This window comes from Nocardia sp. NPDC056000, assembly GCF_042269265.1.
In the GTDB taxonomy this organism is placed as follows: Bacteria; Actinomycetota; Actinomycetes; order Mycobacteriales; family Mycobacteriaceae; genus Nocardia.
In genome coordinates this window covers 330,654-351,233 of sequence record NZ_JBHJXS010000004.1, presented here as the reverse complement: position 1 = coordinate 351,233, position 20,580 = coordinate 330,654, and the positions used below count along the sequence as shown (strand labels likewise).

Annotated in this window: 24 protein-coding genes; 14 read left to right on the top strand and 10 right to left on the bottom strand. The window is 65.9% G+C overall.

The window, feature by feature from the left end:
* The first annotated feature begins 129 nt into the window (after window positions 1-129).
* From ACFC4D_RS13885 to ACFC4D_RS13860, 6 genes are all read left to right on the top strand, one after another.
* On the top strand, window positions 130-1,497 hold the full coding sequence (locus ACFC4D_RS13885; RefSeq protein ID WP_376063158.1) for a spinster family MFS transporter: 1,368 nt from the start codon (window positions 130-132) through the stop codon (window positions 1,495-1,497).
* The gene (locus ACFC4D_RS13880) at window positions 1,494-2,531 is read left to right on the top strand and encodes an alpha/beta hydrolase family esterase (RefSeq protein ID WP_376063156.1); all 1,038 of its coding nucleotides are present in this window, start codon (window positions 1,494-1,496) and stop codon (window positions 2,529-2,531) included. Before ACFC4D_RS13885 ends, ACFC4D_RS13880 begins: the two co-directional genes overlap by 4 nt.
* Entirely contained in the window at window positions 2,528-3,205 is a 678-nt protein-coding gene (locus tag ACFC4D_RS13875) for a TetR/AcrR family transcriptional regulator (protein WP_376063154.1), read from the top strand. The genes ACFC4D_RS13880 and ACFC4D_RS13875 overlap by 4 nt, the downstream gene beginning before the upstream one ends.
* Window positions 3,202-4,677 carry an AMP-binding protein gene (locus tag ACFC4D_RS13870; protein WP_376063153.1) on the top strand — a complete coding sequence of 492 codons (1,476 nt, stop codon included), beginning with the start codon at window positions 3,202-3,204 and terminating at the stop codon, window positions 4,675-4,677. Before ACFC4D_RS13875 ends, ACFC4D_RS13870 begins: the two co-directional genes overlap by 4 nt.
* A complete protein-coding gene (locus ACFC4D_RS13865) occupies window positions 4,658-5,491 on the top strand; it encodes an alpha/beta fold hydrolase (protein WP_376063151.1) in 834 nt (277 codons plus the stop codon). Before ACFC4D_RS13870 ends, ACFC4D_RS13865 begins: the two co-directional genes overlap by 20 nt.
* A gap of 134 nt (window positions 5,492-5,625) precedes the next feature.
* On the top strand, window positions 5,626-7,182 hold the full coding sequence (locus ACFC4D_RS13860) for an alpha/beta hydrolase (protein WP_376063149.1): 1,557 nt from the start codon (window positions 5,626-5,628) through the stop codon (window positions 7,180-7,182).
* A 73-nt stretch (window positions 7,183-7,255) separates the two neighbouring features.
* On the opposite strand, the gene ACFC4D_RS13855 is transcribed toward ACFC4D_RS13860, so the two are convergent.
* The 6 genes from ACFC4D_RS13855 to ACFC4D_RS13830 all read right to left on the bottom strand — a co-directional run bounded on the left by ACFC4D_RS13855 (window position 7,256) and on the right by ACFC4D_RS13830 (window position 12,834).
* On the bottom strand, window positions 7,256-7,582 hold the full coding sequence (locus ACFC4D_RS13855) for a transcriptional regulator (RefSeq protein WP_376063148.1): 327 nt from the start codon (window positions 7,580-7,582) through the stop codon (window positions 7,256-7,258).
* Complete coding sequence (locus ACFC4D_RS13850; RefSeq protein ID WP_376063146.1) at window positions 7,570-8,007, bottom strand: hypothetical protein; 438 nt, start codon at window positions 8,005-8,007, stop codon at window positions 7,570-7,572. The genes ACFC4D_RS13855 and ACFC4D_RS13850 overlap by 13 nt, the downstream gene beginning before the upstream one ends.
* A 70-nt stretch (window positions 8,008-8,077) precedes the next feature.
* Window positions 8,078-9,523, bottom strand: coding sequence for an ABC transporter ATP-binding protein (locus ACFC4D_RS13845; RefSeq protein ID WP_376063144.1), 1,446 nt, complete (start codon window positions 9,521-9,523; stop codon window positions 8,078-8,080).
* Window positions 9,520-10,332, bottom strand: coding sequence for an ABC transporter permease subunit (locus ACFC4D_RS13840; protein ID WP_376063143.1), 813 nt, complete (start codon window positions 10,330-10,332; stop codon window positions 9,520-9,522). Before ACFC4D_RS13840 ends, ACFC4D_RS13845 begins: the two co-directional genes overlap by 4 nt.
* The gene (locus ACFC4D_RS13835; protein WP_376063142.1) at window positions 10,329-11,255 is read right to left on the bottom strand and encodes an ABC transporter permease; all 927 of its coding nucleotides are present in this window, start codon (window positions 11,253-11,255) and stop codon (window positions 10,329-10,331) included. Before ACFC4D_RS13835 ends, ACFC4D_RS13840 begins: the two co-directional genes overlap by 4 nt.
* A gap of 55 nt (window positions 11,256-11,310) precedes the next feature.
* Window positions 11,311-12,834: an ABC transporter substrate-binding protein gene (locus ACFC4D_RS13830; RefSeq protein WP_376063141.1), complete on the bottom strand. Its 1,524-nt coding sequence runs from the start codon at window positions 12,832-12,834 to the stop codon at window positions 11,311-11,313.
* A 163-nt stretch (window positions 12,835-12,997) separates the two neighbouring features.
* Between ACFC4D_RS13830 and ACFC4D_RS13825 the strand changes: the two genes are divergently transcribed.
* Window positions 12,998-13,570 (top strand): TetR/AcrR family transcriptional regulator, encoded by a 573-nt coding sequence (locus tag ACFC4D_RS13825; protein ID WP_376063139.1) that lies wholly within the window; start codon window positions 12,998-13,000, stop codon window positions 13,568-13,570.
* 3 nt (window positions 13,571-13,573) lie between these two features.
* On the opposite strand, the gene ACFC4D_RS13820 is transcribed toward ACFC4D_RS13825, so the two are convergent.
* Window positions 13,574-13,981 (bottom strand): RidA family protein, encoded by a 408-nt coding sequence (locus ACFC4D_RS13820; protein ID WP_376063138.1) that lies wholly within the window; start codon window positions 13,979-13,981, stop codon window positions 13,574-13,576.
* 99 nt (window positions 13,982-14,080) lie between these two features.
* Here ACFC4D_RS13820 and ACFC4D_RS13815 point away from each other — a divergent pair, with 99 nt between their 5' ends.
* From ACFC4D_RS13815 to ACFC4D_RS13805, 3 genes are read left to right on the top strand one after another with little or no spacing between them, the layout of a single operon-like run.
* Window positions 14,081-14,512, top strand: coding sequence for a winged helix-turn-helix transcriptional regulator (locus tag ACFC4D_RS13815; RefSeq protein ID WP_376063137.1), 432 nt, complete (start codon window positions 14,081-14,083; stop codon window positions 14,510-14,512).
* A 28-nt stretch (window positions 14,513-14,540) separates the two neighbouring features.
* On the top strand, window positions 14,541-15,434 hold the full coding sequence (locus ACFC4D_RS13810; RefSeq protein ID WP_376063136.1) for an alpha/beta fold hydrolase: 894 nt from the start codon (window positions 14,541-14,543) through the stop codon (window positions 15,432-15,434).
* A gap of 30 nt (window positions 15,435-15,464) precedes the next feature.
* Window positions 15,465-16,241 carry a MerR family transcriptional regulator gene (locus tag ACFC4D_RS13805; protein ID WP_376063135.1) on the top strand — a complete coding sequence of 259 codons (777 nt, stop codon included), beginning with the start codon at window positions 15,465-15,467 and terminating at the stop codon, window positions 16,239-16,241.
* Between the two features lie 10 nt (window positions 16,242-16,251).
* Here the strand turns inward: ACFC4D_RS13805 and ACFC4D_RS13800 are convergent, their stop codons facing one another.
* Window positions 16,252-16,704: a MarR family winged helix-turn-helix transcriptional regulator gene (locus ACFC4D_RS13800; protein WP_376063133.1), complete on the bottom strand. Its 453-nt coding sequence runs from the start codon at window positions 16,702-16,704 to the stop codon at window positions 16,252-16,254.
* Between the two features lie 64 nt (window positions 16,705-16,768).
* Between ACFC4D_RS13800 and ACFC4D_RS13795 the strand changes: the two genes are divergently transcribed.
* The 4 genes from ACFC4D_RS13795 to ACFC4D_RS13780 all read left to right on the top strand — a co-directional run bounded on the left by ACFC4D_RS13795 (window position 16,769) and on the right by ACFC4D_RS13780 (window position 19,224).
* Window positions 16,769-17,137, top strand: a complete 369-nt coding sequence (locus tag ACFC4D_RS13795) for a VOC family protein (protein ID WP_376063131.1) — start codon at window positions 16,769-16,771, stop codon at window positions 17,135-17,137.
* Window positions 17,138-17,221: 84 nt separating this feature from the next.
* Entirely contained in the window at window positions 17,222-17,491 is a 270-nt protein-coding gene (locus ACFC4D_RS13790; protein WP_376063129.1) for a hypothetical protein, read from the top strand.
* Between the two features lie 409 nt (window positions 17,492-17,900).
* A complete protein-coding gene (locus ACFC4D_RS13785; RefSeq protein WP_376063128.1) occupies window positions 17,901-18,584 on the top strand; it encodes a PP2C family protein-serine/threonine phosphatase in 684 nt (227 codons plus the stop codon).
* A gap of 88 nt (window positions 18,585-18,672) precedes the next feature.
* Complete coding sequence (locus tag ACFC4D_RS13780; protein ID WP_376063127.1) at window positions 18,673-19,224, top strand: DUF6968 family protein; 552 nt, start codon at window positions 18,673-18,675, stop codon at window positions 19,222-19,224.
* A 5-nt stretch (window positions 19,225-19,229) separates the two neighbouring features.
* Here the strand turns inward: ACFC4D_RS13780 and ACFC4D_RS13775 are convergent, their stop codons facing one another.
* On the bottom strand, window positions 19,230-19,934 hold the full coding sequence (locus ACFC4D_RS13775) for a PAS and ANTAR domain-containing protein (protein ID WP_376063665.1): 705 nt from the start codon (window positions 19,932-19,934) through the stop codon (window positions 19,230-19,232).
* A gap of 110 nt (window positions 19,935-20,044) precedes the next feature.
* Window positions 20,045-20,461: a lipopolysaccharide assembly protein LapA domain-containing protein gene (locus ACFC4D_RS13770; RefSeq protein ID WP_364644404.1), complete on the bottom strand. Its 417-nt coding sequence runs from the start codon at window positions 20,459-20,461 to the stop codon at window positions 20,045-20,047.
* Window positions 20,462-20,580: the final 119 nt, after the last annotated feature.

Genomic DNA, 20,580 nt, shown 5'->3' with positions numbered 1-20,580 from the left:
ACGGCACCTTTGTCCCATCACTCTCCTCGCATATTCGCCGAATGGCACCCTTGACGGTTACATCGTGTCTACTTATAGTTACGCGCTGTAAAGTTAAAGTGACGCCAGTCACGCAGCTCGAAGGACGCCATGCCGATCAGCAGGACGTTTCCCCCGCACGACTCGACCGGCAGCTCGAATGCCGACGGGAACGCGCCGCCCGTCATCCCGCCCTATGCCTGGCGTCTGGTTGGCCTGCTCGCGGTGGCCAATGTGTTGAACTTCTACGACCGTGCCCTGCCGACGATCGTCGCTGAGGACATCAAGGCCGAGTTCGGCCTCAGTGACACCCGGCTCGGCGTGCTGATGAGCGGCTTCACCGTGATCTACGCCCTCGCGGGGATCATGCTCGGGCGCATGGCGGACCGGCGATCGCGCCGGATGATCATGGTCGGCGGCCTGGTGCTGTGGAGCTTTCTCACCGCGGCCAGCGGTGGAGCATGGAGTTTCGCGGCGCTGCTGATCTTCCGGCTCGGCGTCGGTGTCGGCGAGGCGTCATATGCCCCGGCCGCCAACGCCACCGTCTTCGACATGTTCCCGGTCGAAAAGCGTTCGCGGGCAACGGCAATGCTGCAACTCGGCCTGCCGCTGGGTCTGCTGCTGGCCTTCTTCACCACCGGTCCGCTGGTCGAAGCGTTCGGCTCCTGGCGGACGCCGTTCTTTATCGCCGCGATCCCCGGTCTCGTGGTCGCCGGACTGCTGCTCGTGGCACCGATGCCCGAGCGACCTCCAGTGACCGCCCAGCAGCAAGAGCGCGAGCGTGGCGGCCGAGCACTCTGGGCGCTGCTGCGCATCCCGACGATGTGGTGGCTGATCGTGGCCGGAATCGGCTTGCAGATCAGCAGCTATTCGGTGGCGACGTTCCTGGTGCCACTGTTGCAGCGCTACTTCGGGCTGAGCCTGTCCGAAGCCGGAACGGGCGCGGGCCTGGTGATGGGTGTCGCGGGACTGGTCGGCGTGCTCATCGCGGGGCCGGTCGCCGACCGGGCACGACGCCGCTCATCGGTCGCGCGTCTCGCGGTGGCCGCCGTCGGCATGGCGGCCGCGGCCCCGCTCGCGTGGGCGGCATTCGATCTGTCGCCGAGCGGCGCGGTCGGATTCATCGTCCTGCTATCGCTCGCATCGGTGCTGATCAACATGGTGCAGCCGGTCGCGCTGCCCGCTGTTTCGGAAATTGTCGAGGCGCGTCGGCGCGCCTCCGCAGTCGCGATCTATTTCGCGGCCTTCTATCTACTCGGCGGCGCGTTCGGGCCGGTACTGACCGGCGCGCTGTCGGAGCATTTCGCCGGCAACGCCACCGCCACCGCCGAGATCACCGCGTCGGCGCTCGGCCTTCATACGAGCATGGCGTGGCTACTTCCCTTGTCCTGCTTGACATGTGCGCTCGGTGTAGCCGGCGCAATGACCACTATCGAGAGCGATCGCCGCAAGGCCGCACAACCGGAGGTAACCCGATGAACAACTCTCACTGCGTCCGAGCCGTGCTGGCTCGGACCAGCCTCACCGCGGCGCTCACCGCCGTCATGTTCACCGGCGTGAGCGCCGCGCACGCCGAACCCGGCTCGCAGGGCTACGACCGCACCGCGAGCTTCGTCGGGAACGCGGGCGCGGTGAGCTATCAGGTGCACGTTCCGCCCGCTCAATCTTCCGGCCGCCCTTTGCCTTTGGTGGTCGCGGTGCACGGGTGCGCGATGACCGGCTACACCCTGAACTCGATGAAGGACATGACCAACCTCAACGCGGTAGCCGACCGCGAGGGTTTCCTGGTGGTCTATCCGTCGCAGGATCCCCTGCGGGGCCTGCGCCTGAATTGCTGGAACGGTGACGACGCCGCCCATCAACAGCGCGGTGAAGGCGAGCCCGCACTGATCGCCGGTCTCACCGAACAGGTCATCACCGAATTCGGCGCGGATCGCTCCCGGGTGCATGTGCTCGGCGCGTCCTCCGGTGCGGGCATCGCGGTGATCATGGGAGTCACCTACCCCGATGTCTACGCCTCCGTGATGTCGATGGCGGGCGGCGAGTACAAGATCAACGAGGCGGGCCGAGATGCGGCCGGGCGGCTCGACCCGGTCAATCTCGGACCCGTGGACACCGCCGAGCGAGCCTTCGCCGAGATGGGCCCGCGGGCGCGTCCGGTGCCGGTCATGGTGGTCCAGGGTGACCAAGACACCACTGTGCCACCGTATTTCGCGACGCGTCTGGTCACCCACTGGGCCGCGATCGACGACCTCGCGATGAGCGGCACCCTCGATGGCCCGGTCGATGATGTTCCGGAATCGGTGGTGCAGGTGAACGATCCGAACAAGCACTCGTACACGTACTCGAAGTACTTCGCGCGTGGCGGTGACACCTCACTGATCGACTACGTGCTGGTGAACGGCATGACGCACCGCTGGCCCGGCCCCGGCACCGGTCCGCTCGTGGACAACCAGGGCCCCGATCTCGCCACCCTGTGGTGGGACTGGGCGAAAACCCGGAGCATGCCGTGATCACGCGGCTCGAACCCGCACCGCCGTCGGGCAGACTGACCGACGTGGACACTCCGGCACCCCAGCGACGCACCCGCATGTCTCGTGAAGCACGCGCCACCCAGATACTCGACATCGCCGAGCGCCTGTTCGCCACCCGCGGCTTCGAGGCCACCTCGATCGAAGACGTCGCGCGCGAAGCGGGAGTGACCCGGCCGATCGTCTACTCGCACTTCCAAAGCAAGGACGCGATCTTTCTCGAGTGCGCGCGCCGAGCTCGCGCGGAACTGGAACACCGGGTCCGCGAGCCCGAGGTGCTCATCGAGGCCGGAGCCAGTATCGAGGTCGTGATGCAACGCGCGGGCGAGATCTTCTTCGACCTGCTCGAGCGCGACCCACGCCGCTGGATGGTGCTGTTCAACCCCAGCACCGCACTCACACCCGAGTTCGCCGAGCAACTGGCCGGACTGCGCAAGCACACGATCGATCGCATCGCCGAGATGGTCGCGCATTTCTCGGGCGGCGACGCGATCGATACCCCCTTCGCGTACGCCATCAGCGGCGTCGGCGAACAGCTCGGGCGCTGGTGGCTGGCGAACCCCGACATTCCCAAGGATCAGGTCGTCGCGCTCTACCGCGACTTTATCACCGGCGGTCTGGCCACCCGGCTCGGTGCCGAAAGGAGCGGGAAATGAACACTGCGACAAGAACATTCGGTGAGGTGCTCGCCGATTACGCGGCAGCGCGGCCGGATTCGCCCGCCGTCACCCGCGGCGCGGACACTCTCACCTGGGTCGAGTTGGATCGCGACAGCAATCGACTGGCCCGCCAATGGATTCGGCTGGGCGTCACCTCCGGCTCGTACGTATCGATCATGCTCGAGAACTCCCCGGCATTCATGACCGCGGCGTTCGCGGCGTGGAAGCTCGGCGCGGTGCCGCAGCCCCTGTCTTCGCGACTCACACCAGCCGAGTTGCAGGCCATTCTGGAGGTGGTGGACCCGGCAGGGGTGGTCGGGCTGCCAGACGGTACGGATCAACTGCGATTGCCCGCTGTCGCCGAGCCGGACGAGTCCGCGGACCCGCTGCCCCGGCGTTTTTCACCCGCGTGGAAAGCACCCGCCTCGGGAGGCAGTACCGGTCGCCCCAAGGTGGTCGTCGCCGGTAATGCGGCACTGCTCGACGAGGTCATCGGCTTCGCCGACGTGCTGGGCATTCCCGCCGGGGGCACCGTAGCCGTGCCCGGCCCGCTCCATCACAACGCGCCCTTCATGTTCGCGGCACTGGCGCTGCTGCGGGGCTCGCACGTGGTGTTGCAGGGGCGCTTCGACGCCCGCACGCTGCTGGCCGATATCGCCTCCCATCGAGTTCAGTGGCTGTACGCCGTTCCCACGATGATGCAACGCATTTGGCGTCTCGAGCCCGAAGTGCTTGCCGCGCATGATCTCTCATCGCTGGACCTGGTGGTGCACATGGCCGCGCCCTGTCCGCCCTGGCTCAAGCGCGCCTGGATCGACTGGCTCGGCGGCGAGCGGATCCTCGAGGTGTACGCCGGTACCGAGGCACAGGCGGCCACCGCGATCACCGGGGACGACTGGCTCGAGCATCCCGGATCGGTCGGGCCGGCGGTGGTCGGGGAGATCACCGTGCTCGGTCCCGATGGCACCGCACTTCGGCCCGGTGAGGTGGGCGAGGTGTGGGTGCGCCGCGGCGCGAACGCCCCGGCCGCGTACACCTATCTCGGCGGCTCGGCCCGCACCCGTGAGGGCGGCTGGGAGTCGCTCGGCGACCTCGGCAGTCTCGACGAGCAGGGCTATCTCTACCTCACCGATCGCGATACCGATGTCATCCTCGTGGGCGGATCCAATGTCTACCCCGCCGAGGTGGAAGCCGCTCTCGCCGAGCACCCCGATATCGACGACGCGTGCGTGGTCGGGCTGCCGCACGAGGATCTCGGGGCGGTGCCGCATGCCATCGTGCAGTCGTCCGCCGAGCTCGAATTCGATTCCGTCCTGACGTTTCTGCGGGAGCGCCTCTCGCCCTACAAACTGCCGCGGAGCCTGGAAATCGTCGACCAGCCGCTGCGGGATGACGCCGGCAAGGTGCGCCGCTCGGCGCTGCGCGCTCAACGACTCGAAAGGGCGGACGATGCCGTACACGATCAGTGACACCCCCAGCGGGCGCGTGCGCCTGCACTGGGAAGAGCAGGGTTCGGGCGAGCCGGTGGTGCTTGTCATGGGCCACCTGTTCTCCAGTGACATGTGGTATCCGGCGCTTCCGGCGCTGGCCGAGCAGTATCGCGTGATCTACTTCGACAACCGTGGCACCGGCACCAGCGATGCCACCGACTCCGCGACCGTCGCCGATCTCGCCGCCGACGTACGCGCGGTGATGGACGCCGCCGGTGTCGCGGAGCCGCATCTCTACGGCGTGAGCATGGGCGGTGGGATAGTCCTGCAGCTCGCCCACGACGCGCCCGAGCGGGTGCGATCGATGGTGTTGGGCTGCACCGCGATGCGCAGTCCCGAACACCCGCTACCGCCGCCGCCGGGTTTCCTGGCCCGCCAGCTCAGGTATCGCGTACCGGCCCGCCTGCTGAAACCCCTACTGCGCAAGCGACTCTACGGTCCGATGGCGTCGCCGGAGGCGGTCGAACGCGACCTCGACGTACTCTGCCGCATGCGTTTCTCCGCACGCGGTGTCTACGCCCAGGACCTCGCCATCGCGGGGTACGACATGACCCCCGACAAGGTCGCCGCTCTGACCGCACCCGCACTCGTGCTGCACGGCACCGCGGACGAGGCGGTGCCGTACGCGGCGGGAGTGCGGCTGGCCGAGACGCTGCCCGACGCCCGCCTCGTCACCTACGAAGGAGCCGGACACAACTATCCCGTCGACGTCGGCGACCGCGCCAACACCGATGTGCTGGCATTCCTGGCCGAGCACCGGAGCTCGAAAGAGCAACGGGCCGAGCCGATCTGAGAATCTGTCCCGTCCTGTTCTCGCCGCCCGGCGTTGCGACGGCCGCGAACGGACTTCGCGTGTTTGTGTATTCGCCGATGGGGCACAGCCACTGAGGCGGAAATACCTGGCGAAGATCAGTGAGGAGGAGCGCAATGGCGTGGGATATTCGCGTGGCCGCGGGGATGAAGGTTTTCGCCACGACCGCTTCGGTCGTGGCGCTGACCATGGCGCTCGGCGCTTGCTCCGGCACACAGTCGGATTCCGAGCGCCTGCAACGGTTCTATGACCAGAAACTGGTGTTCGCCTCGTGTGACGGGTACGCGACCACCGCATCGGACGAGAAGGCGTTCGCCGATCCCCGATTCGGGTGCGGTCGGCTGGAGGTACCGCGTGATTACGCCGACCCGGGCGGGGCCACGATGCGCATAGCGGTGCTGAAGGTGCCCGCACGGGGCGAGCGCATCGGGTCGCTGCTGCTCAATCCCGGTGGGCCGGGCGGGCCGGGGATGGGTATGGCCGCGGCGGGGGCGACAACCTGGGCCCAGAGCAAGCTCAGCGAGCGGTTCGATCTGGTCGGCTTCGATCCGCGTGGCGTCGGTGCTTCCAGCCCGTCGGTGCGCTGTTATAGCGATGCCGAAGATGACAGTGGCGCAGCGGTTTTCCCCACCGCCGCTACGGTGGGCCGGTTCACCGACTCGGACACCCGCGCAGTCGTCGACCGTTGCGCGAAGGGCTCCGGAGGCCGAGAGACGCTCGCCCACCTGGGAACCCGCGACGCGGCACGGGATATGGACATCCTGCGCGCCGCTGTCGGCGACACCAAGCTGTCCTATTTCGGGCAGAGCTATGGCACACGACTGGGCGCGGTGTACGCCGAGCTCTTCCCCGATCGAGTACGCGCGATGGTGCTCGACGGTGGAATCGATCCCACCACCGGCACTTCCGAGCGGCGAATTTCGCAGTTCACGAGCTTCCAGCGAGCCTTCGACGCCATGGCCGCCGACTGCGTTACCCGCCCCGACTGTCCCCTGGGCACCGATGCGAGCCAGGCCGTCACGGAATTTCAGGGCATTGTGCGACCGCTGCTGGACCATCCAATTCCGGCGGGAGACAACCGAATTGCGGACTATCCACTCGCGGTGGGGTCCGTGATCGCCGGGCTTTATGACTCGGCTGTCTGGCCCGTCATCACCGCCGGCCTCGCCCAGATCCGCACCGGGCACGGCGATACCCTCCGCAAGATCGGCGATGCCTTCGGCGGCCGCGGCGCCGACGGCCGCTGGCCCAATATCGCCGACGCCAACTACGCGATCAACTGCATGGACGAGCAGCGCCATTCCCCCGAACAAGAAACCGACCTGCGGCGAGACATCTATCGCGTCGCTCCGTTCCTGGACCCCGGCCGTGGCGCGGACGGAGCCCGCGACGGTTGTGAATTCTGGCCCGCCACACCGACTCTCAGCTATCCCTACTCCACGGGCATCAGGGGTCTGCCCCCGACGCTGACCATTTCGATCACCGGCGACCCCGCCACCCCCTACGAAGGTGGTTTTAAGCTGGCCGCAGCCCTCGGAGGTACCGCGCTCACAGTCGAGGGCAACCAGCACACCGTCGCTTTCGCCGCCACCAGCGCCTGCGTCAACAAGGCCGTTGAGGACTACCTCGTCGAACTCCGAAGCCCAGCCGCCGACACGCGCTGCAAGCTGTAGCGGTGATCGAGACGCTTTCTGCCGCTGAGCCTTCCGGGCAGGAGTGCCTGTCTCGGTGTGCTACCCGCCTAGATCAGGGTTCGTGAGATGGTGAATCCGCATCACCGGCCGCGCTGCGCGCCTGCTGTGCGAGCGCGGTGAGCGCGTGCAGGTGTTCGTGGTACGCCCTGCGGCCGCCATTGGTCAGAGCGAGCCACGTCCTGGGCCTGCGCCCGATGTATCCCTTTGTGACCGTGATGTATTCGGCGATCTTGAGCGCGGTCATCGCCTTGGACAACGTTGACTTGTTCATCTCACACAGCTCGACGATCGTCCCGAACTCCGCCTCCTGACACCCGTCCAGGAACGCGACCACGGTCAGACGCGGCAGCGAGGCGAGTACCGCACTCAGTTCCGCCACGCCGTGACCCGCCGCCGCGCCAGCCGCAACCAGGTCCACACACCCATGACCAGTGCGAACGCACCGTCACTGAGAAAAACGAAGGCGACGGAAGGCACCAGATCACCCGAGGCCGTCCGCTTCCAGCCCCGCACCGGTTCCTCGGCCAGCGATCTGGGGACGACACCGCCGTTCCTCCAACTCCGAATCACCCATGCGATGAACAGCCCAAGCGCCAGCGTCGCCACGATTCCGGCAACTCCGCGGGCGGTGATCGTCCGATCGACGAGCATGCCGATCGTGTCGCCGATCAGAAAGAACGCACCGAAACACAGCAGCGCTCCCACCGGCGCCACCCAGCCGCGCCGAGCCGTCGCGGTGCGGGCCCGATGGTTGGAAGCCGAGGCAATGTCCAGCGCGGCCTGTGGTGTCAATTCATCGCTCACAGCTGCCACCATAATCAACTAGTTTCCAATCGCCAACTAGTATCCCGTTCGCCACTACGATCCGAAACGCCTACGGGGAACCGGTGTTATCGGAGCCTGTGGGCTGATATCGGAAATGCGGGAGCAGGTCCGCGACCGGACCGGCGGCTAGACGAACTCCTTCGTGGACCACGATGCCTTCCGCGCAATGACGGGCAAGCAGGTCGAGATCGTGGCCGATGACGATTACCACCATGTCGGACTCGTGAGCCACGCTCGCCAGCAGCGCCATGATCGTGTTCGCGGTGTCCGGATCCAGGGCCGAGGTCACTTCATCGCAGATGAGGACTTCCGGGTTGTAGGACAGTGCGCGCGCGATCGAGACCCGTTGGCGTTGGCCACCGGACAGCTCGCTGGGACGACGAGTCACCAGCTCAGGGTTCAAACCCACCGCTCCGAGTACCTGCGTGACTGTTTCGGCACGTCGCGCGCGGTCGCGAATGCCGCGGCGGGTCAGCGGTCGTTCGAGGATCTGACCGATGGTGCGCTGCGGATTGAGCGTGGACAGCGGATCCTGCGGGACCAGTTGGATGCGGGTGATCTGCTTGCCGCGGCGGCGCCCCGATAGCGGCATCGGACGCGACTCCAGGGTCAACTGTCCGACGGCAGCGGGTTCGAGCCCGGCCAGGATTCGCGCCAAAGTCGTTTTCCCGGCGCCGGATTCGCCGAGGACCGCGGTGACACAACCCGTACGGGCCGTGAGTTCGATGTTCGACAGAATCGTCCGTCCGCCGCGTACGAGGCCAATTCCGCTGGCGGAGAGTCGATTCGGACGTGTCGGCGCAGCGGTCCCGCGGCTTTCCGCAGGCGTGGATTCGAAGTCCTTGCCGAGGTGGATATGCGCATCGACCAGAGCGTCCAGGGTCGGGACGTCATGTCCCGAGACGAGAATCGTTTTACCGCAATCGTGTGCCAGGGAGCGAAGGAGGTCGGCGACGGTCCGCCGGGCCTGGGCATCGAGGCCACCGAAGGGTTCGTCGATGATCAGAATGGGCGTGTCTCGCAATACCGCGCGTGCGAGCGCGAGCCGGCGTTGCTGGCCACCGGACAGCTCGCCCGAGCGCCGTTCGACGAGGGACTGCGGAAGCCCGACTCTGGCCAGCGCATGCTCGACGGCCGTTGCGTCAGAGGCGGTCTCAGCCAAGAGCGCACGCACTCGCATCACCGGATTGAGCGCCGATCCGGCATCCTGGCCGACGAACGATACCTGGGTGCGGCGGAGCGCGCGCAGTGCGCCGGGGTCGAGGTCAAGTACCGATTGCCCGGCGATGTGAATGGTGCCGCTGGTGCGGTGAACGGTGCGGGGCAGCCAACCCAACAGGGCTTTCATCAACATTGTCTTACCGGATCCGGATTCACCGGTGAGGCCGCTGACGGTGCCGGAGTCCAGAGCGACCGAGACGGTATCCAGAATCGTTGTGCCGCTGCGTGAATCGACCAGGCCGAGGTCCTCGACGGCCACCGTGGGCTTGGTCATCGGATCCGCCCAGCGGTATCGAATCTCCGAACCGTGAACGCCACCCCGATCGAGACGGCGGCGATCGCGACAGCGGGGGCGATAACCGCCCACGGGTTCAGCATGATTCCGGAGCTGTTCTCGCGCACCATGATTGCCCAATTCGTCTGGCCCAGCGATGCGGGCAGCTGCAAGAAGGCTGCTGTGCTGACCAGATAGATCGCTTCCACGAACCGCAGCCCGAGTTGCGCGGCAATCGTCGGGCGCAGATTCGGCAGCACTTCGCGCACCAGCAGGTACGGCAGCGATTCACCGCTGGCGACTGCGACTTCGACGTATCCGCTCGCCGCGATGGAGCTTGCGGCCGCCGCGAACACACGTGCGGAATACGGGGTTCCGATGAGGGTCGCGACCAGCACCAGGCCGAATGTTCCCGAGCTCGGCCAGGACAGCATGACCAGCAGCATCGCCAGAATCGGCGGCACGAGCATCACCGAGTCGGCGATTCGCTCCACCACGGCCCCAATGCCGGGCCGCAGCGCCGCAGCGGCTCCCAAGAATGCCGCACACGCGGTCACACCAACCGCGATCACAGCGGCGATGGTGATCAGCCCCCAGCCGCCCGCGAGCAGATTGCTCGTGACATCCTGCCCGAGATGGTCCGTGCCCAGCCAGGCATCGCCCGAAGGGCCGGCAAACGGGATATCCACGCTGTCACGAATCCCGTGCGGCGCGAGGAATGGACCGCACACCGCAACCGCCGCGATCATGATCGCCGGAAGTACGGTGAGCACCGTCCGCGGCGGAATCGATACCGGCCGCGTCGTCATAACCGCCCTCGCACTGACCAACTGCGCACCAAGTCCGCCAAGATCAGCACCACGGTGATCGCGATCCCGGCAAGCGCAACGACGGCAGCCACCACCGCGGGGTCGCGGTCATTGACCGACCCGGCCAGTACGGAACCTATGCCCGGATAGTTGAATACCGCTTCCACCACGATCGCACCGCCCAGCAGCATGCCCACCGATGTCGCCAGCGAGGACGCGATGGTCGGAGCGGCGATGGGCAGCACATGCCGCACCAGAATATGACGGGGTGTCAGACCGTCGAGTTCGGCGGCATGCACATGCGGCAACTGCGCAGCTTCCTCGAGGGCGGCACGTGTAACCCGAATGTTCCACGCCGCCTGCGGGATTGCCAGCGCCAGTACCGGTAGCACCAACGACCTACCGTCCACGACCACACCGCCGGCATCGACGACTGTCACCGCGGGTAACCACCCCAAACCCAGCGCGAAGACAAAGACCAGCACCGTAGCGACCACGAACTCCGGTACCGCCACAGCGGCGGTCGTGCCCGGACCGAGCAGCCGGGCGGGACCACTCGGATGCAGAAACCACCAGGAGCCGACGATCGTCGCCGCCGCAGCGGTGACGATCAGTGCGATTCCACCCAGCAGGAACGTATTCGGGAATTTCGCCGACAACATGTCGTTGATCGAGCCTCCGCGCACGCTGGCTCCGAGGTCTCCATGCGATAACCCGGACAGCCAGGACCAGAACCGAATCGGCAGCGGCCGGTCGATACCCATCGCGGACTCGTAGGCGGCAACCTGCGCGGGGCTGGCGTCACGACCGAGCACCGCCCCGGCTCCACCACCGGGAAGCAGTGCCACCGTGGCGAACACGACGACCAGAACACCCAGCAGGCATCCCACGCGTAGCACAATCAGCCGCGCCCAGCGGGTCACGGTACTCGGAAACCCTATGTGCGACATGGGATCAGCGGTGCTCCGTTCGGTGATCTCAACCGGCCAGCCAGGTCCGTTCGAGTTGTACTCGGCCATATCCAGCCAGTGTCGGCAAATCGCGCACTTTCCTGGAGGCGACATCGACGCCATCGGCGGTGCCCCACACCAGGTATCCGCCGCGATCGTATTCAATACGCTGGATCTCACGGCTCGCGGACGAATACCCGGCATCATCGGTTGCCGACAATGCGCGTAGATAGGCGGCATCGAGATCGGGATCGTGAGTGCCCGCCTCATTCCACTTCGTCGTGGAGATCATGGTCTTGCTGGCGAAGAAGATCACCGAATCATTGGTTCCCCAGTTCGCGGTGTACAGCGGTGCCTTCAGCCAGGTTTCGTCGTAGAACACATTCGCGTCCTGCACGACGACATCGAGTTTGACTCCGATCTCAGCGGCCTGGGTCGCGAACAGTCGCGCAGAATCGACCTCGCCGACCGCTTCATCCTTGGTCACCAGCGGATAGGTGCGGCCGGTGTCGAACTTCGCCTCGGCCAGCAATGCCTTGGCGCGCACGATATCTCGACCACGCTTGGGCAGTGTGGTGTCGTATGTCGGATCGGCTGTGCCGAGTACATCATTGGCGGCCGTTCCGTAGCCCGAGGTGATCTGTTTGACCATGACGTCGCGATCGACAGCCAACCGCAACGCGTTTCGCACTCGCGCATCCGCGAACGGGCCGTCCGCGGTGCGCATGACAATCGGGATGACGATATCGTTCGCGCGACGCACGACAGAGAGGTCACCACGCCCGGCGGCTGTTCGGCCCGCGACCGCACCGACATTGGAGGCCAGGTCTATCTGCCCGGCCATGACGGCGTTGGACAGCGCGGTATTGCTTTCGAAACGGCGAACTTCGATCGCATCCACCCGGGGTGCCCCGCCGTGCCAGGTCTCGTTGCGCACCAGCCGAGCATTGCCGTCGTTGTAGGACTCCAGCCGGAATGGCCCACTGCCCACCGCGGCGGTGAAGTCGGTTGTGCCCGCCTTGACCACAAATGTCATGAGCCGCAACAGCATCGGCAGATCGCGATTGGGTGCCATGGTCGTGATGATCACGCCATCGGCACCGTCTGCGGTGATGGCATCACCGGAGGCGACCGGAACCTTGGTCTCCCCCGCGATTTCCCGCAGCCGCCGCAGCGACCACACCACGTCCTCCGGACGCACCGCGGCACCGTCGTGGAAAGCCGCGCCCTGCGCGATGGTGAACCGCCAACTGCGCGGATCATCGAGCTGCTTCCATGAGGAAGCCAATCGCGGCGCGACATTCGGATTCGCGGCAGGAACCGTCAGTGGATCGAACACCAGCGAAGCGATGAGGAAATCACTGTCATTGCTCAAGGTCTTGTGCGGATCACGTTCGATCTTGGACGCCTTCCCCAGCGCGCCGACCCGCAACGTTCCCCCATTGCGCGGACTTCCGCCGTCCGAGCTCGACGTGCCGCACGCGGTAACCGCGAGCAGTCCGGCGGTCCCGAGTCCGGTTGCTGCCAGGAATTGCCGACGAGAGAACTCCACGAACACACCTTCGCCTCGGACCAAGTTTGGAATGCATAACCTAACTTAGGCGGTTGGCGGCGGCAACTACCCGATTTCCATTGACATCGGTGGTGGTTCGGACGTTATCGAGGTCGTTCTTCCATGTGACAGCACCTTTGTCCCGTCACCTATCATGGCTGGCATGGCGCGATGGGAACCCGGGGCACGTGAGCGGCTTGTGCTGGCCGCCGTGGACCTGTTCACCGAGCAGGGGTACGACGCCACGACAGTCACCCAGATCGCCGAGCGCGCCGGGGTCACCAAGAGTACGTTCTTCCGCCACTTCTCGGATAAGCGCGAACTGCTGAGCGCCGGTCAGCAGACCCTGAGCCAACTGCTGACCGAGGGTATCGCCGAAGCGCCCATCGATGCGACTCCACTCGAGGCGGTCGCGGCCGGCCTCGAACGCGCTTCCGGCGCAATGGGTCCGATGAATCGCGAACTCGCGCCCCGACTGGCCGCGGCCATCGCCGCCAATGCCGAACTCCAGGAGCGTGACGCCCTCAAAAGCGTCGGGATGGCAGCGGCGATGACCGAGGCCCTACTCGCCCGCGACGTGCCGAACCCCACCGCACACCTCGCCGCCGAACTGGGCATCCTCGCCTTCAAATGCGGCTACGCCAACTGGCTCGAAGCCAGCCAGGACGCCGAACTCGCGCCGTATACCCTTGCGGCCCTGCGGGATTTGCGGGCAGCGAGCCAATCGCTCACCTGACAACTAGTCCAGGACCGCGGTGGCGGTGATCTCGATCAGATGATCGGGGATGTCGAGCGCGGCGACGCCGAGCAGGGTGGCAGGTGGGGTGGCGGTGGTGCCGAGTTTCGCTGCCGCGCGGGCGATGCCCTCGGTGAGCTGGGGCATCTTGTCCGGCGTCCAATCCACCACGTAGGCAGTGAGATTGGCGATGTCGTCGAAGCTGCCGCCGAGCTGGGCCAGGGCAGCGCCGATATTGAGGTAGCAGCGCTCGGTCTGGGCGGCCAGGTCGCCGGCACCAATGGTGGTTCCCTCGGCGTCCCAGGACACCTGGCCGGCGATATGCACCAGCCGAGACCCGGTCGCCACCGAAACCTGGTGGTACAGATCGATTTTCGGTAGCCCGTCCACGTTCGTCAGTTCGATGGCCACAGCGCCGTCCTCCTACGTTGTCACTTGCGGATACTCGGTCACCGTAGGAGAGTGAGCGCGGACATGGAAGAACGCACCTTCAGGTAACCGAGGAACCTTATGGGAACCAAACAGTTCGAGAGCCCGCTCGATATGGCCGATGTGACGCGCGCGGACTCACTCGCACGCGAGATATTCACCGAGATCGCCAATAAATGGGCGTTCCTGATCGTCGACCTACTCGGCGAGCGCACCATGCGATTCAGCGAGCTGCGCAATGCGATCGAGGGCATCAGCCACAAGATGCTCACCCAGAACCTCCGCATGATGGAACGCAACGGCCTGATCGAACGCACCGTCTTCCCCACCGTCCCGCCCCGCGTGGACTACACCCTCACCCAGCCCGGCCACGTGCTGCGCGAACTGGTGCACGGAATGTGCGATTGGACCCATGAGTATCTCGGCCACATCGACGACGCCCGCACGCGCTTCGACGCCGATCCGCGCGAGATCCCCGCGAGGGCGCACACCCTGACGCATCCTGCCGAGTAGCCGTCGTCCACCCGGGCCGATCCGGGCCTTGACCCTGACGCAGGGTCAACCCGCCAGCATGGCTGGCATGACTGGGAAGCCCATTGCTACACAGCAGTTCACGATCAATCACGGCGAGGTATCCATATCGGCGTCGCGGGGCGGACACGGGCGGTCGCTGGTGCTGTGTCTCGGCTTGACGTCAACGCAAGCCGAACTGCACGAACTCATTTCGCTATTGCGGCGCGAGTTCGATGTGATGACGTTCGACCTGCGGGGGCACGGTTTGTCCTCCGCCGCGGACCAGTACAGCTTCGAGGCATCCCTCGACGATTTCGGTGCGGTCATGAATAAAGTGCGATCGCTCGATTTGTCCGAGCCGCCGATGCTCGTGGGCCACTCGTACGGCGCGGATCTGATCGTGCACTACGCCAGCGAATTTCCTGGCAGCGCAAGCGAACTCGTGATCATCGATGGGGCGAACCCGCTACCCGCACCGTTCATCACACCGGCCGACCTGCCGGACCTGCGCACGATGTGGGAGGACTCCGCCTCGTCGCGTCAGGCCGGAATGAGTGCCGCAGGTCGAGTGACGCTGAGCGCACAGGAGATTCTCGACCTCAATCTCGAGCTGGACGCGATCCGATCCGGGATCGACAGCCGGAACAATGTCATCGGTCCGGGGATCCTGGACCGGTATCACGCGATCGAGTGTCCGATCCACTTGATCATGGCGACCTCGATGGCCGGTGACGGTGTCGATGCACGCACTTCACGGTTCAATCGTCTCTGGCACGGCGGCGTTGATCGGCTGGTGCGCGAGCGTCCCGACATTCCGGTGACATGGCTCGATGCCACGCATGCGCTGGTGATCACGCATGCCTCGGAGATCACCCGGATTATCCGGGCCGCACAACACCCCGCCGACCAGGCGAGACCTTGAAATCGATGGTGGATCCGGGAGACTGTTCCGATGCTGACCATCGGCGAGCTGGCGTCCTACGCCGGAGTCACCGTGCGCACGGTCCGGCACTATCACGCCACCGGGCTGCTACCCGAACCCGTGCGCGACAGCTCCGGCTACCGCCGCTATGACGCGGACAGTGTGGTCGAGCTGATCCGGATTCGAACACTCACCGCGGCCGGGGTGCCATTGGCCCGGGTGCGCGAGCTGCTCCGCGCGGACGCGGAGGAGTTCGCCGCGGCCCTCACGGACCTGGACGAGCGATTGCGCGCGAAAATCCTTACACTGCAACAGCATCGCGAGCAGATTGCCCGGCTCGAAGCGGGTGACAGTTTGGCGTTGCCGTCGGAGGTCGTCGAGTTTCTCGACCGGTTGCGGGCGCTCGGGGTCGATGAACGCGTCATCGAAGTCGAACGTGACGGCTGGATCCCACTGGCCGCGCATTCGCCCCGGCAAATCCCGGAATTGATCGCGCGCAAGCGAAACCAGCTCGACCAAGCACCGCTGGCCGACTTCTATCTCGCCCTCAGCAGAGCACTCGACCTGACCGACGACAGCGCCGAGCTGCTCGACGCGGTCGACACCATAGCCGCCTACCTGACCCAACTCGCCGATGAGCACGGCGAGGACTACGTCGCGGGCAACATCGACCCCGCGCTGGCGAAGCTGCTCGACACACTCGCGTTCGACACCGCACCACCGGCCCGACGGTTGACCGAACTGCTGACCGAACGCGGGTGGAGCGGCTGGACCAAACTCGAACGCGTTCGGCCGCAACGTGATTAGAGCGGCCTGGCTATGCGCCGCCGTTGCCATCGCGCAGGGATCCGATCATGCCGCGCAGGATCCGTGATGCATCTGCGCGCTCGGCCTCGGTCATACCGGCGAGCATTCGGAGTTCGACCGACCGCACCGCGACGGTCGCCTTCTCGAGGTTTCGGCGGCCGCGCGGGGTGAGCCGAGCGGGAAGCACCTTGCCGACCGGGGCGGCTGCGGGCCTGGTCACCTCGCCCTCTCGTTCCAGGGTCTGGAGCAGCACGTTCATCGTCTGGCGGGTGACGAACGCGCCGCGCGCGAGTTCGGAGTTCGACAGGCCCGGTCGTTGGGCCAGCAGCTCGAGGCAGGAGTAGTGCGTCACGCTCATTCCGAGCGGGCGCAGCACCTCTTCCATCGCCACCCGCAGGGCGCTGGACGCCTCTTTCAGTAGGTATCCGAGCGAAGTCTCCAGGTCGACGCCATCTTGACTCATGTCAGTATTCTGACATACATTGATTCGTGTCAGCTAACTGACACGAACGGAAGGATTAATTATCATGTCTGTCACCGGCCCCGACTTCATCTCCCTGCAAGCGCGAGACCTCGATGCTTCCCGGGCGTTCTACGAGCGGTACCTCGGCCTGGTTCGCTCCCCCGCCGGACCGCCGCACGCCGTCGTCTTCGAAACCAAGCCGATCGCGTTCGCCCTGCGCGATCTCGTCCCCGGCACCGACCTGTCATCGGTTGTCCAGCCCGGCATCGGCGCAGCGATCTGGTTGCACGCCAACGACGTTCAGGCCATCCACGACGCGCTCGCCGCCGACGGCCACACCATCGTCACCGCACCGATCGACGGCCCCTTCGGCCGCACCTTCACCTTCGCCGACCCCGACGGCTACCAGATCACCCTCCACGACCGGGCCTGAAAGCGATTGCTCCAGGCCGTGTCACACCTGCGGACGCTGCGTCGTCTATCCAATGACGTTGTAAGCGAACGAAAGGCACAGGCCATGTCGGCGACACAGGTTATCGAAGATCAGCGAAATGATGCGGCAGCCACCGAAAGCGTTGCGCACCCGCCCAAATGGAAGTTCTGGCTGCTGACCGTCGTGGGCCTATACCCCATGCTGACGGTGCTGGTGACAGTCACCGGCCCCCTGCTCGAACACCTGCCGACACCGCTGCGCCTGGCCTGCATCGTGCCAGTCGCAGTCGCAGCCATGGTGTGGGGAATCATGCCCTTGTTGACGAGCCGCTTCGCCGGGTGGCTGGCCCGCTGAGGGCAGCGCTGTTGCCTCTCAGTCCGCTCGAATACGTCGGTGGCCGAACGGGATAGATTGCGCACGTCGCCTCTCGACCGGTTGCGCGAACCTGGCAACTCGGTCGGTTAAGCTCATCGTGCCTCGCGGTCCAACAAACGGCTGTTCGAGAGAGCTGGTGTGCAGTCGAAGGCGCCCTGTCGTTTGATCGGAGGCCCGCGATGCTTGCGCGTGCCCGAAAACCCCTCCCCGCCGACGATTTTCATTGGCAGGCAGGGTGACGGACAAGATGCCGGACGCTGCCGCCGATGGGAATCGGCGCCCGCGCCACGAATGGGCTCGGACGCTGACGAGGGCCGTCGAGTGCCTGGTCGACAGGACACGGGAAACCACACGGCTCGAACGCGGGTTGTTGCCCAGGCCCTTGCTGATGGGTGACGGTGGCATAGAAGTCGAATCGCACTATCGGCCCGGACGCACACACTCGCTGCTGGGTGGCGACTTCTATGACATCGTGCAGGAACCCGACGGCACCGTGCACGCGGTGATCGGAGATGTCGCCGGTCATGGTCCCGATGCCGCCGCCCTAGGGGTCGCGCTTCGATTGGCTTGGCGCACACTGATTCTCAGCGGTATCACGGGACCACAGCAGGTGCGGATGATGGAGCGGGTGCTGGTTGCCGAGCGCGTCGACCATCGCACATTCGCCACGCTCACCGCGGTGCGCGCATCATCGCGCGATCGCGCGGTGCAGGTGATCCGCGCGGGCCACCCGGGTATGTTGCTGCACTCGCGAACGGACACCAATTGGCTGGAGGCCGCGGGCGGTCCCGCACTGGGAGTAATGCCCGGACGCGCCACATGGCCGGTATCCGAGCTGACGGTCCCCGAGGGTGCCGGATTGGTGCTGCTCACCGACGGCCTGTACGAGGGATACACCGGCAACGGACGCGAGCGGTTGGGCGAAGCGGGTCTGCTCGCGCTCGCACGCACCGTGACAGCGGTGCGCCCCGGCGGGTTCGTGGACGAATTGATCAGGCGTGTCGAAGCTTTGGCGAGCACGTCCGGTGGCCTCGACGACGATGTCGCGGTGGTGTACCTGCGCTGGGCGTGAGAATCGACCGCACCACGGCGCTGTGATTGCGTCATCGGCCAGTGGGTATCGCCACAACGTGGAGGCGACTGGGCAGGTGGATGATCAGGTGGGAGAAGTCATCGCGACCCGGGCCGTGACCGATGGCGATCGACCGGTGCTGATCGAAATGGGCAGGCCCGCGCACACCACCCTTGACGGCGGCGGCACGGCGGGCTTCCGCATCGAGGGTTTGGGCGAATTCACGGCCACGGGCAGCGACGGGGTGGCCGCACTGTACAACGCCCTACTGGACATCGGCGCAGTCCTGGCGCGGGCCAACGGCAATGGTCATCGATTCACCGTGCTCGACTCCTCCGAGCAGGGATTCCCCGCGGCACCGCGCACCGAAATGGATTCGGCGCCGACGACCGGTGCGCGCGGGAACGAAGTGATCGCGCTGCGCATCCTGATCACCCGGGTGGGTCCGTGTGCGGTGGAGATCCACAGGCCCACCCGCGCGCCGGGACAGCGCTACTACCTCTGCCGGTTCCGCATCGACGGCAAACCGCACGCGGTCGCGTCCGGCCTCGATGAGATCCAGGCTCTACTCACCGCACTACGCATGATCGGAGCGCGCCTGATGCTGCCCGCCGACTGGCCGCTGACCCGGGCCTCGTAATCGCCTCAGTCGGAGACGCGTTCGTGCAGGGTCAGCAGGCGATGATCGAACCGGGTCCGGAACTGCGGTATCTCGTTGGTGAGCGGACGCAGCTCGGTCACCAACCGGGCGGCCAGGACGCGCAGCTTGACGTTGGTCTCCTGTGATCGCCATTTGAGCAACCTGAAGGCTTGATCGGGGGTCAACCCGTAAATCAGCATGAGCGCACCCTTGGCCTGCTCGATCGTTTCCCGGCCCTCGTACATTTCCGGGAGCGGCTCTTCGGGACTTTCCTGCACGATGTCGGTGATCTCGATGTAGTAGCCGAGGGTCCCGACGATCGCGCCCTCGTCGTCGGCCATCAGGTCCGCCACCGCGATCACTTCATGCTCATACCCGGAGGTGTCGATGATCCGGTGCCTGCTGGAGAACGGCTCACCGTCCTCGATCATCTTGGTGATCGCACCGGCCACACGGTCGCGATCCTCGGGATGCTTATGGGCGAGTAGGAGTTCGGTGGTCGGCTCGACCTCACCGGGCGCGTAGCCGTGCATCGCCGCGACCTCGTCGGACCATTCCCAGCGCTGCTCGGCGAACCAGAAGCGAAAACTGCCGATGGGCTGCGGCGTTCCCACACCGACCACCGATTCCACTTCGGCGACCTCTTCGGCGGCGGCCGCGCTGACCGGCTGTTCCACCTCGGTCGCGTCCTGAGCGATCGCCGACTCCATCTCCGTCACCGCACCAGTGTGCACGCACCGGCCGACAAGCGGAAAACTCTCGCTATTTCAGGTCGATGCGCACACGGCGGCGGCGTTCGGCGGAGGCGAGATCAAGCACCTCACGCGGGCGGCACCGGTTGGTTCGCACGCGCGGCGCGCGTGAACGCCTGGCGCAGCTGGATGATTCGCACTCCACCCGCCACGGCCATCACCAGCAGTCCGGCGCAGGCGGCGACCAGAATCGCGACTCCGACCGGCATATCGAAATGCCAGCCGAGGAAGCCGAAGCGGAAGCTCTCGGTGTTCTGCACCACGAAGATCAGCAGGACCACCAGGAATACCCCGCCTGCGGTCAAGCCCACCCAGACGCTGCCGGCCCTGGTTCGCTTGATTCGTGCGGGCTTGGGCGCGGGTTCGACCGCCGGGGGCGCTGCGGGCGGTGCAGGAGGGGGCGGCGCGTCATGGGTCGGCGGCGTGACCGGCTCACGCTCGAGCCCCTTGGTCGGATACGGCTCGTTCTCACCGGCGGGATACATGGTTGACCTCCATCAACATCGACGCTCGCGTGTCATCCGGCTCACCGTTTCGGGCCGAACCCCTATCACCCGGATACCCGGCTTTTGCCAGGTATCCCCGAATCGGCCCGGGATATTCG